The sequence below is a fragment of the Pseudomonas sp. zjy_15 genome, assembly GCF_043101865.1.
GTDB lineage: Bacteria > Pseudomonadota > Gammaproteobacteria > Pseudomonadales > Pseudomonadaceae > Aquipseudomonas > Aquipseudomonas putida_Y.
Genome location: NZ_JBICII010000116.1, coordinates 1 through 10304, shown reverse-complemented (window position 1 = coordinate 10304; position 10304 = coordinate 1). Strand labels below are relative to the sequence as shown.

The window sequence follows — 10304 nt, the reverse complement described above, 5'->3', positions numbered from 1 at the left end:
CGACGGCCTGTGCCCAACCACCGACCTGTGTCCACCACCAATCCGGTGTAGGAGCGGGTTTACCCGCGAATACGGTGGCGGCGGCAACGGTGAACGGCAGGTGGAAATTGGCCACCAGGCCCGGCCCTTTCGCGGGTAAACCCGCTCCTACGGGGGTTCACAGCCGGCAAATCAGTAAAGATTAGGCTCCATCTCCAGCTCAACCCCAAACCGCTCGAAGATGTCCGCCTGAATCTTCCGCGCCAGCGCATGCATCTGCGCCCCGCTCGCCTGCCCATAGTTGACCAGCACCAGCGACTGCAAGCGATGCACGCCAGCATCACCCTCACGATGGCCCTTCCAGCCCGCCTGCTCGATCAACCAGCCCGCCGCCAGTTTCACCTGACCATCAGCCTGGGGGTATGCCACGACGCCGGGATACTGCGCACGAATACGCTCGACCCGATCAGCCGTTACCACCGGGTTCTTGAAGAAGCTCCCGGCATTGCCAAGCTCTGCCGGGTCTGGCAGCTTCTCGCGGCGAATGCTGCAGATTGCATCACTGATCGCTTGCGCGGTCAGCTCGGTAACACCCTGCTCAGACAGGCGTTGGCGCACCGGGCCGTAATCCAGATGAGCGTGCAGGGTGCGGGTCAAGGCAAAGCGCACACGCAGGATCAACCAGCGGCCGGGGTTGCGCTTGAAAAGGCTGTCGCGATAGGCGAAAGCACATTCTGCCAAACTGAAGTCCCGCAGCTCGCCCGTCTCACGGTCCAGGGCTGTCAGCCCGGCGAATACGTCCTTGATCTCCACCCCGTATGCGCCCACGTTCTGCATCGGCGCAGCCCCGACGGTGCCGGGGATCAGACTGAGGTTCTCCAGCCCGCAATAGCCCTGCGCCAGCGCCCACTGCACAAACGCGTGCCATGGTTCACCGGCCTCGGCTTCGACCACGATACGCTCGCCATCGTCATTGAGCACACGCCGACCGCGGCTGGCCATGTGCAGCACCAGTGCATCGATATCGCGGGTCAGCAGCAGGTTGCTGCCACCCCCGATCACCAGTACCGGCAGGCCCCTTTGCTGTGCCTGGCCCAGCGCCTGACGCACCTGCTGGTCGTCCTGCACCTGGCTGAAATAGCGCGCCTTCACGTCGATGCCGAAGGTATTGTAAGGCTTGAGCGATACCTGCTCCTGCCACTGCACTGTCATAGACGCCCCTTGATTTCCAGTACCAGCGCCTGGCAAGCCGCCTCCACCAGATCCAGCACCTGCTCGAAGCCGTCGGCGCCACCATAGTAAGGGTCTGGCACTTCATCCAGGGCTGCACCGTAGCGGCGCAGGAACAGGTCGAGTTCACCCACTGCCGTGGACGGGCGCAGGGCCCGCAGATCGCGCAGGTTGTGCTCATCCATGGCCAACACCAGGTCGTATTCGGCGAAGTGCGATGCCTTGACCTGTTGGGCGCGTTGCTGCGACAGGTCGTAACCACGCGCCAGCGCCGCCTTGCAGGTGCGGCTGTCTGGCGCCTTGCCGACATGCCAATCGCCGGTGCCGGCAGAAGCCACCTGCACCTTGTCGGCGAGCCCGGCGACATGCAATTGATGGCGCAGCACGCCTTCGGCAGTTGGCGAGCGGCAGATGTTGCCCAGGCACACGAACAGGACGCGCATCAGGCCTCCAGCAAGCGCCGTACGCGCTCCAGATCCTCCGGGGTGTCTACGCCCACGGCAGGCGCCTCGATGGCGTCCTCGATGTGAATGCGTACGCCGTGCCACAGGGCACGCAGTTGCTCCAGCGCTTCAGCCTGCTCAAGCCAGCATGGGCCCCAACTGACGAAGTCGTGCAGGAAGCCGACACGGTAGGCGTACATGCCAATATGGCGGCGATATGGCACCCCTTCCGGCAGCACGTCGCGGCCCTTGGCAAAGGTATCGCGGCCCCAGGGCAGCGGCGCTCGGCTGAACGTCAGGGCCAGGCCATTCTTGTCACTCACTACCTTGACCGCGTTAGGGTTGAACACGGTTTCCGGCTCATGGATCGGCTCGGCCAAGGTGGCGATGCCCGCTTCCGGATGCGCAGCCAGGTTGGCCGCCACCTGGTCGATGATCACCGGTGGGATCAGCGGTTCGTCGCCCTGCACGTTGACCACGATGGCGTCAGCCGGCAAGCCGAGGTACGCGGCCACTTCGGCCAGGCGGTCAGTGCCCGATTCATGATCGGCACGGGTCATCAGCACTTCGGCGCCGAAGGCCTGGCAGGCTTCGAGGATGCTGGTGTCGTCGGTGGCGATGACCACACGGCTGGCACCGCTCTTGCGGGCCTGCTCCCACACATGTTGCACCATCGGCTTGCCGGCAATCAGCAGCAGCGGTTTGCCTGGCAGGCGGGTGGAGCGCAGCCGGGCGGGGATTACTACCGTAAATTCCAGGCTCATTTGTCAAGACGCTCGTCGTCGGTCAGGGTGCGTGCCTCGCTTTCCAGCATGACCGGGATACCGTCGCGAATCGGGTAGGCCAGGCCAGCGCCTTTGCTGATCAGCTCGGTCTTGTCGGCGCTCAACTTGAGCGGGCCCTTGGTGATCGGGCAGGCCAGGATATCGAGCAGTTTGGTGTCCATTGGAGGCTTCCTTTAGGCCAGGTGGCCGGAAATTGAAAACGGGCTCAGGGTTTGCGCAACAAGCGTTGCAACTGGCTGTCGAGCCAGGTGCTGAAAGCCGGCGTAGGCTGGGCTTCGACGGCCAGGTACCACCAGTCGTCAGCGGCAAAGGCCCGGCATTTCACCGCGTCCTTCTCGGTCATGACCAGCGGCAGTGGCGGGCTGAAAGCCAGGCTCCGGGCACTGAACTGCGCATGGTCGGCGAAGGGATGCGGCACCGGCTGCCAGTTTAGCCCCAGCAGGGTGTTGAAGAAACGTTGCGGGTTGCCGATTCCGGCCACCGCATGCAGGCGCTGGCCGGCGGGGAAATGGTCGAGCGCACGGCGCTCGCCACTGCGCACGTTGACCAGGGCGGACGGCTGCAGGCAGAAACCGAAACCATCGGTGCGGTCTTCGCTGGCGCCGTTGAACAGCACCGCGTCAGCCTCACGCAAGCGGTCGGCCGGCTCACGCAAGGGCCCCGCCGGCAGGCAGCGGCCATTGCCCAGGCCGCGGGCAGCGTCGATCAGCACCAGTTCCAGGTCACGGGCCAGGCGGTAATGCTGCATACCGTCGTCGCACAGGATCAGGTCTAGGGGTTCGCTTGCCAGCAATGCCTGCACGGCACGGGAGCGATCGGGGTCGATCATCAGTGGCACGCCGGTGCGTTGCACGATCAGCAGCGGCTCGTCGCCCGCCTGATCGGCCGCCTGATCGGCCTGCACCCGCCAGGGCAGCTGTGGAGGCTTGGCACCATAACCGCGGCTGACCACACCCACCTTCAGCCCCTGCTGGCGACAGTGTTCGATCAGCCAGAGGATCATCGGCGTCTTGCCGGTGCCACCGACGGTGATGTTGCCCACCACAATGACCGGTACCGGTGCCCGGTAGCTGGCACTGTCCCCCCTTAGAAACCGTGCCCGCTTGCGCGTGACCACGCGGCGATACAGGGCCTCCAGCGGACGCAGCAGCACCAGCGCCGGATGCCCGGCGTACCAGGCGGCGAGCAAGCGGTCGGCGAAAGCCATCAAGGCGTGCCCTGGGCCGCCTCGACGGTGGTCATGCGCAACTGGCTGAAACCGAGCTTGCCGGCAGCATCCATTGCGGTGACCACAGCCTGATGCGGGGTCTTGCCGTCGGCGCTGATGGCCAGCGGCAACTTGTTGTCGCCGCCCGACTCGCGCTCTATGGCCTCGCTCAGGGTGGCCAGGTCGCTTTTGGGGAGCAGGTGGTTGTTCACCGAATACACGCCTTCGGCGCTGATGGTGATTTCCACCAGTTTGCCCGGGTCAGCCGGCGCCCGCTCGGCACTGGTGGCTTCGGGCAGCTCGACGCGGAGTTGCGTTTCGCGGGTGAAGGTGGTGGTAACCACGAAGAACAGCAGCAGGACGAATACCACGTCGATCAGCGACGCCAGGTTGATGTCGACGTTCTCCCGCTGGCGATTGCGCCGGAACTTCACGCCTTGCCTCCGGCCACTTCCACTTCACGGTCACCCTGGATCACTTCCACCAGCTTGATCGCCTCCTGCTCCATGCCGATCACCAGTTCATCGATGCGGCGCAGCAGGAAACGGTGGAAGAACACTGCCGGGATACCGACCATCAGGCCAGCCGCAGTGGTGACAAGGGCCTTGGAGATACCACTGGCCAGCACGGCGGCGTTGGCGGTCATCTGCGAGCCCATGAAGGCGCTGAAAATGTCGATCATGCCCAGCACGGTGCCCAGCAGGCCCAGCAGAGGCGCCATGGCGGCGATGGTGCCGAGGGTGCTGATGTAGCGTTCCAGTTCGTGGATGACGCGCGAGGCGGCCTCCTCGATGCACTCTTTCATGATCTCCCGACCGTGACGCGAATTGGCCAGGCCCGCCGCGAGGATTTCACCCAGTGGCGAATCGGCACGCAGGGCCTTGAGCTTGTCACTGGTCAGTTGCTTGTCCTTGATCCAAATCCACACCTGGCCCAGCAGGTGCGGCGGGGTGACGCGACTGGCGCGCAAGGTCCACAGGCGTTCGACGACGATAGCCATGGCAGCGATGGAGCTCAGAATGATCGGCAGCATCATCCAACCACCGGACTTGACCAATTCCCACACAATAAACGCCCCTTCGGAAAAAGGCCGCCACTCTACCATAGGCGCGCCGAGGGCTCATCTGCCGGAGGTCAGGGAATTAGGCTGTCGGGCTACCGGATCGGCCCTCTGGGCCGTGCAGTACCTGTGGCAGCGGGTTTACCCGCGAAAGGGCCAGATCAGCCACCACCCACATCACGCCAGAATCGCCGCTGTCGGCGCACACCCTCAACCTCCCCATGCCGCCCCAACACCAACCGCAATGCCCCCTCCACTGCCGTATCATGCATCACCACCCCATGCCGCTTATACCGCTCGACCACCTGCACGTGCGGGTGCCCGAAGCTGTTGTTGCGCCCCCGCGAAATCAATACCCCGCGCGGTGCGGTAGCCCGGACGAACGCCTCGGTGGACGAACTGCGGCTGCCATGATGCGGCGCCTGCAGCCAGTCGATACGCGGCACTTCAGTGTCCGCCAGCCAGGCCCGTTCGGCAGCGGCCTCCATATCTCCCGCCAGCAGCAAGCGCTCGCCCTGCGCCTCGACCAACAGCACACAGGAACGATCATTGCTGCTTTGCCCGTCCACCCAGCGCCACAGTGAAAAGCGCACGCCATCCCAGTCCCATTGCTCGCCACTGGCACAAGGCTGCAACGGAACATCAACCAGCGCTTCCCCACCGATTGTCCGCTCGATCGGCAAACCACGCTGAATGGCCCCGGCACCGCCCGCATGGTCGGCATGCGCATGGCTGATCACCATCACATCCAGGCCGCCCACCCCCAGCTTGCGCAAGGTCGGCAGTACCACGCGTTCCCCCAAGTCGCTTTCCCCCCTTGCCGGTCCGGCATCGTAGAGCAGGCTGTGATGCCGGGTACGCAACAGCACCGCCAGCCCCTGGCCGACATCCAGCTGCCAGACCTCGGCCTGGCCGATCGGTACCGACTCCCTGGGCACCCACAGCGCCAGCAGCATCACCCCTCCCAACCCGCGCAGCGGCACACCACGAGGCAGCAAAACCAATAGAGAACCCAGACACACCAGCAACCAGGCCCACAACGGCAGGGCCGGCGCCCCCCATGCCGGGCGCTGCTGCGCCACCAGCGCCAGCCCGCGGAACAGCACATCCAGCAGGCCACCTGCCAGCCAGAGCAACACCTCGCCAACGCCCGCCAGCGGCAGCATCAGCGTGCCCAGCAACGCCAACGGCAAGACTGCCAGGCTGACCCACGGCACCGCCACAAGGTTGGCCAGCGGCGCACTCAGGCTCACCGGCAAGCCCGTGGCCAGCAACACCGGCAGCAAGCCAATGGCGATCACCCATTGCGCACGCGTCCAGGCCTGCCAGGGCCGCCAACCACCCAACCGGGCACTGAAGCAGTAGATGAGCGTGGCCACGGCGGCGAACGACAGCCAGAACCCCGGCAACAGCGCCGCCAGCGGCTCGAAGACAAGCACGGCGACCAGTGCAAGCAGCAACGGGAAAAACGCGCCAAGGTGGCGAAAGCGCAGACGCCAGAGCAGCACCACGGCCAGCATCAGGCAGGCCCGCTGCACTGGCACCCCACCGCCAGCCAACCACCCGTAGGCCAGCGCTGCGGCCATGGCCAGGCCGCAGGCCCAGGGTAACCACGGTAGCCTTGCCGGCCATAGCCCCCAACGCGCCAGCCCGGCGACCAGGCCATAGAGCAAACCGGCGACCAGGCCGATGTGCTGGCCAGAGATCACCAACAGGTGCACCGTGCCGGTGGCCTGCAACGTCTGCCAATCCTCCCGGGCCATGCCCGCACCATCGCCAAGCACCAGTGCCACCAACGCTGCCTGCCGGCCATTGGCTTCGACCATCAGCAAGCGCTGACGCAGCGCATCGCGCCAACCACCGGCGACTGGCGCCAGCAACTGCCCCGCCTTGACCGTACCAGTAGCGCCTACCCGTCGCGCCAGCAACTGCGCTTCCCGGTCAGGCCCATGCGGGTTCAGCAGCCCGTCCGGGCGCTGCAAGGTCACGGCCAGCCGCCACTGCTCGCCCGCCCGCAGCGGCGGGCCGTCGAACCAGCTCAGTTGCAAACGCTGAGGCAGTTCGGCCCGCCGCGAGCGTGGCGCTTCCAGCTCGAAACGCACACCGTGTGCAGTGCGTGCCGGCAAGCCGACTACCCGCCCTTCCAGCCACAAGGTGCGCCCCTCCAGGCCGGCAGCCAGACGATCATCAAGGGCCTGCTGAGCAGACCCGCACGCCCAACACAAGCCCAGCAGAAACCAGCCCAACGGCCAGACGCGGGTAAACAGGCTGCCGACAGCGCAGGCTGCCAGGGTTATCAACCATCCGACCGATGGCAATGCGGGAAGAAAGCCCAGGCACAACAGCCCGAGCGCGAGCGCAAACATCCCTGTGCGCATGAGGTAGAGCTCCAGAAGGCAAATCACCTTCTGAGGCATAGCCCAATCGCCGGCAACGCTCGCTCAACAATTGTCACAAACTCTAAACGAGGCCGAGCAGGATTAAGGGCATACTGCCAGGGTCAACGCTCCGGGAGCCTACATGCCGCGCCGACTTTTCAAACGCTACATGCCGGACCCGACCAGCATTCGGGAACACAAGTCCTTACGTTTTTTCGGCAAGTTGCTGCATGATCCCAACCTCTGGCACCTGAACCGCCATTCGGTGGCGAGGGCCATGGGTGTGGGCCTGTTCGCGGCGCTTATTCCCGTTCCCATGCAGATGCTACTGGCCGCAGCCCTGGCAATCCCGGTGCGCGGCAACCTGCCGATCGCCATCAGCCTGGTGTGGCTGACCAACCCGCTGACCATGCCACCGGTGTTCTTCGTGACCTACATGGCCGGTGCCTGGCTGATGCAGATCCCGCCGCGCACCCTGCCCGACGAGCTGACCTTCGAGTGGATCACCGACCAGCTGGCCACGCTGTGGCAACCCTTCCTGCTCGGTTCGGTGGTATGCGGCGTAGTGCTGGGCATCCTTGGCTACTTCACCACCATGCTCTATTGGCGCTCGTGGGTGGGCCGGCAGTGGCGTCGTCGCCAATGCCGGTGCAAGGCTTCAGGCACGCATGCCGCGGCCGCTGACCAGCAAGCGAACGCAAACAACGTAGAGCACCGCAGTGGCCACCAGCATGAAGGTGATCGCCGTGCCAATGCTGATATCCGACACCCCTAGAATGCCGTAGCGGAACGAGTTGACCATGTGCAGCACCGGGTTGGCCAACGACACGGTCTGCCAGAACGGCGGGAGCAGGTTGATCGAGTAGAACACCCCGCCCAGGTAGGTCAGCGGCGTCAGCACGAAGGTCGGGATGATCGATATGTCGTCGAAGTTGCGTGCAAACACTGCGTTGACGAAGCCAAGCAGCGAAAAGATGGTGGCCGTCAGCAGCACAACCACCACGGTCACGCCCAGGTGGTGTACCTGCAGGTCGGTGAAGAACATCGACAGGATGGTCACGATCACACCCACCGCCAAACCACGCAGCACCCCACCCAGCACATAGCCCACGAGAATGGTGTGCGGCGATACCGGCGACACCATCAGTTCCTCGATCGAACGCTGAAACTTGCTGCCGAAAAAGCTCGACACCACGTTGCCGTAGGAGTTGGTGATCACCGACATCATGATCAGCCCCGGGACGATGTACTGCATGTAGGTGAAGCCACCCATGTCGCCGATCTGCCGGCCAATCAGGTTACCGAAGATGACGAAGTACAGGACCATGGTGATCGCTGGCGGCAGCAACGTTTGCGGCCAGATGCGCAGGAAGCGCCGCACTTCGCGGTAGACTATGGTGTTCAGGGCGACCCAGTTGGTGCGCAGTTCCACACTCATACGGCCACCTTCGACAGGTTTTTTTCCACCAGGGACACGAACAGCTCCTCGAGTCGGTTGGTCTTGTTGCGCAGGCTCTGCACTTCGATGTTCTGCAGCGCCAGCTGGCCGAACAGCGCGGTGATACCGATGTCCTTCTCCACCTGCACTTCCAGGGTATGCGGGGTCAGCAGCCGGCACGGGTAGCCCTGCAGTACCGGGGCCGCGACCAGGTCCTGCTTGAGGTCGAGCACGAAGGTTTCGACATGCAGCTTGCCCAGCAACTGGCGCATGCTGGTGTTCTCGACGATGGTGCCATGATCGATGATGCCGATGTTACGACACAGTTGCTCAGCCTCTTCCAGGTAGTGGGTGGTGAGGATGATGGTGATGCCCTTCTGGTTCAGCTCGGTGAGGAAACTCCACATCGAGCGGCGCAGCTCGATATCCACCCCGGCGGTGGGTTCGTCCAGGATCAGCAGGCGCGGTTCGTGGATCAATGCACGGGCAATCATCAGGCGGCGCTTCATGCCACCGGACAACGAACGCGACTGCACATCACGTTTGTCCCACAGGCCCAGCTGGGTCAGGTACTGCTCGGCGCGCTCCTTGGCCAGCTTGGGCGGGATGCCGTAGTACCCGGCCTGGGTCACGACGATGTCGAAGGTCTTTTCGAACTGGTTGAAGTTGAACTCTTGCGGCACCACACCCAGGCAACGCTTGAGCGCGGAGGGCTCGCGGTCCAGGTCGTGACCGAACACGTTCACTGTGCCGCTGGTCTTGTTCACCAGGGTCGAGAGAATGCCGATGGTGGTGGATTTACCGGCGCCGTTGGGGCCGAGCAAGGCGAAGAAGTCGCCTTCGGCAACATCGAGGTCGATGCCTTTGAGGGCCTGAAAGCCATTGCCGTAGGTCTTGGTCAGCTGTCGGATGGACAGGGCGGAACTCATAGCGGGTCACTTACCGAAGAAAAAGGTGCAGGACACGCCAGGTAAAGTCACTGGCGCAGTGAGTGCAGCCATGGTGCAAGGCCAGGCTGCACAAGTACAGTCACATCTATTGATAATGACTATCGAAGCGGGTTCAAGTGAGCGCGGTCATCACTGCGGCCTGGTAGGCCGGGCGTTGCTTCAGGCGTTCATACCAGGCTTGAAGGTGGTACATGTCCGGGCGCTCGATGGGCAGTTCGTACCAGGCATAGATGAAGCTACCCAGTGGGATGTCGCCCATACCGATCTGGTCACCGGACAAGTACGGCTGATTGGCCAGGGTTTGGTCGGCAATGGCCAGTAATTGCGCGCATTGCTTGTGCGCGGCGTTGATCGCCACCCAGTCGCGTTGGTCTTCCGGCGTGCGCAGCAGGCCCCAGAACAGGGGCCGGAATGGGGTAGCGAAGGACGATGTGGTCCAGTCCATCCACTTGTCGGCCAGGGCGCGCTGGCGTGGGTCTGCCAGATACCAGCCCTGCTCCGTGCCGTACTCCGCGCACAGGTAGCGGACGATGGTGTTGGATTCCCACAAGGTCAGGTCGCCGTCTTCCAGCATCGGCACCAGCCCGTTGGGGTTGCGGGCGCGGTAGTACGGCTCGTTGACCACGCCGAAGGCGCCGCCGGCGTCGATGGATTCGAAGTCCAGGCCCAGCTCGTGGGCGATCCACAGCGCCTTGCGCACATTGCTCGAATTCTTGCGGCCCCAGATCTTCAGCATGGCAACATCCTTTTGAGTGCGGAGGTGGCACAGTCTACTCCAGACCTTCGCCGCCTGTACGGGCCTCTTCGCGGGCAAGCCCCTACATCGCTCGGTGA

The 10304-nt window shown here is 64.0% G+C and carries 11 protein-coding genes and 1 pseudogene; 1 reads left to right on the top strand and 11 read right to left on the bottom strand.

Annotated elements, in window-relative coordinates; all coding sequences use genetic code 11:
• Nucleotides 1–171: 171 nt before the first annotated feature.
• The 8 genes from murB to ACF8EF_RS22835 all read right to left on the bottom strand — a co-directional run bounded on the left by murB (nt 172) and on the right by ACF8EF_RS22835 (nt 7082).
• On the bottom strand, nt 172–1191 hold the full coding sequence (gene murB, locus ACF8EF_RS22870; RefSeq protein WP_176685454.1) for a UDP-N-acetylmuramate dehydrogenase: 1020 nt from the start codon (nt 1189–1191) through the stop codon (nt 172–174).
• Entirely contained in the window at nt 1188–1652 is a 465-nt protein-coding gene (locus ACF8EF_RS22865; protein ID WP_176685453.1) for a low molecular weight protein-tyrosine-phosphatase, read from the bottom strand. The genes murB and ACF8EF_RS22865 overlap by 4 nt, the downstream gene beginning before the upstream one ends.
• Nucleotides 1652–2416 carry a 3-deoxy-manno-octulosonate cytidylyltransferase gene (gene kdsB, locus ACF8EF_RS22860; RefSeq protein WP_176685452.1) on the bottom strand — a complete coding sequence of 255 codons (765 nt, stop codon included), beginning with the start codon at nt 2414–2416 and terminating at the stop codon, nt 1652–1654. The genes ACF8EF_RS22865 and kdsB overlap by 1 nt, the downstream gene beginning before the upstream one ends.
• Nucleotides 2413–2598 carry a Trm112 family protein gene (locus ACF8EF_RS22855; RefSeq protein WP_003247142.1) on the bottom strand — a complete coding sequence of 62 codons (186 nt, stop codon included), beginning with the start codon at nt 2596–2598 and terminating at the stop codon, nt 2413–2415. Before ACF8EF_RS22855 ends, kdsB begins: the two co-directional genes overlap by 4 nt.
• A gap of 44 nt (nt 2599–2642) precedes the next feature.
• Nucleotides 2643–3644 carry a tetraacyldisaccharide 4'-kinase gene (gene lpxK / locus ACF8EF_RS22850; RefSeq protein ID WP_392462090.1) on the bottom strand — a complete coding sequence of 334 codons (1002 nt, stop codon included), beginning with the start codon at nt 3642–3644 and terminating at the stop codon, nt 2643–2645.
• Nucleotides 3644–4078 carry a biopolymer transporter ExbD gene (locus tag ACF8EF_RS22845; protein WP_176685450.1) on the bottom strand — a complete coding sequence of 145 codons (435 nt, stop codon included), beginning with the start codon at nt 4076–4078 and terminating at the stop codon, nt 3644–3646. Before ACF8EF_RS22845 ends, lpxK begins: the two co-directional genes overlap by 1 nt.
• A complete protein-coding gene (locus ACF8EF_RS22840) occupies nt 4075–4710 on the bottom strand; it encodes a MotA/TolQ/ExbB proton channel family protein (protein ID WP_176685449.1) in 636 nt (211 codons plus the stop codon). Before ACF8EF_RS22840 ends, ACF8EF_RS22845 begins: the two co-directional genes overlap by 4 nt.
• Nucleotides 4711–4865: 155 nt before the next feature.
• A complete protein-coding gene (locus tag ACF8EF_RS22835; protein WP_176685448.1) occupies nt 4866–7082 on the bottom strand; it encodes a DNA internalization-related competence protein ComEC/Rec2 in 2217 nt (738 codons plus the stop codon).
• Nucleotides 7083–7224: 142 nt separating this feature from the next.
• On the opposite strand from ACF8EF_RS22835, the pseudogene ACF8EF_RS22830 reads away from it, so the two are divergent.
• Nucleotides 7225–7731, top strand: a pseudogene (locus ACF8EF_RS22830) (DUF2062 domain-containing protein); the annotation flags it as partial.
• Nucleotides 7732–7740: 9 nt separating this feature from the next.
• Here ACF8EF_RS22830 and ACF8EF_RS22825 read toward each other — a convergent pair.
• From ACF8EF_RS22825 to ACF8EF_RS22815, 3 genes are all read right to left on the bottom strand, one after another.
• Entirely contained in the window at nt 7741–8520 is a 780-nt protein-coding gene (locus ACF8EF_RS22825; protein ID WP_003247128.1) for an ABC transporter permease, read from the bottom strand.
• Complete coding sequence (locus tag ACF8EF_RS22820; protein ID WP_176685446.1) at nt 8517–9449, bottom strand: ABC transporter ATP-binding protein; 933 nt, start codon at nt 9447–9449, stop codon at nt 8517–8519. The genes ACF8EF_RS22825 and ACF8EF_RS22820 overlap by 4 nt, the downstream gene beginning before the upstream one ends.
• Before the next feature lie 133 nt (nt 9450–9582).
• Nucleotides 9583–10206 (bottom strand): glutathione S-transferase, encoded by a 624-nt coding sequence (locus ACF8EF_RS22815; RefSeq protein WP_392462088.1) that lies wholly within the window; start codon nt 10204–10206, stop codon nt 9583–9585.
• Nucleotides 10207–10304: the final 98 nt, after the last annotated feature.

Coding starts and splice junctions, on each gene's coding strand:
- ACF8EF_RS22855 (WP_003247142.1), bottom strand. CDS start 2,598: ATGGACACCAAACTGCTCGATATCCTGGCCTGCCCGATCACCAAGGGC.
- ACF8EF_RS22825 (WP_003247128.1), bottom strand. CDS start 8,520: ATGAGTGTGGAACTGCGCACCAACTGGGTCGCCCTGAACACCATAGTC.
- ACF8EF_RS22865 (WP_176685453.1), bottom strand. CDS start 1,652: ATGCGCGTCCTGTTCGTGTGCCTGGGCAACATCTGCCGCTCGCCAACT.
- lpxK (WP_392462090.1), bottom strand. CDS start 3,644: ATGGCTTTCGCCGACCGCTTGCTCGCCGCCTGGTACGCCGGGCATCCG.
- kdsB (WP_176685452.1), bottom strand. CDS start 2,416: ATGAGCCTGGAATTTACGGTAGTAATCCCCGCCCGGCTGCGCTCCACC.
- ACF8EF_RS22820 (WP_176685446.1), bottom strand. CDS start 9,449: ATGAGTTCCGCCCTGTCCATCCGACAGCTGACCAAGACCTACGGCAAT.
- ACF8EF_RS22815 (WP_392462088.1), bottom strand. CDS start 10,206: ATGCTGAAGATCTGGGGCCGCAAGAATTCGAGCAATGTGCGCAAGGCG.
- murB (WP_176685454.1), bottom strand. CDS start 1,191: ATGACAGTGCAGTGGCAGGAGCAGGTATCGCTCAAGCCTTACAATACC.
- ACF8EF_RS22835 (WP_176685448.1), bottom strand. CDS start 7,082: ATGCGCACAGGGATGTTTGCGCTCGCGCTCGGGCTGTTGTGCCTGGGC.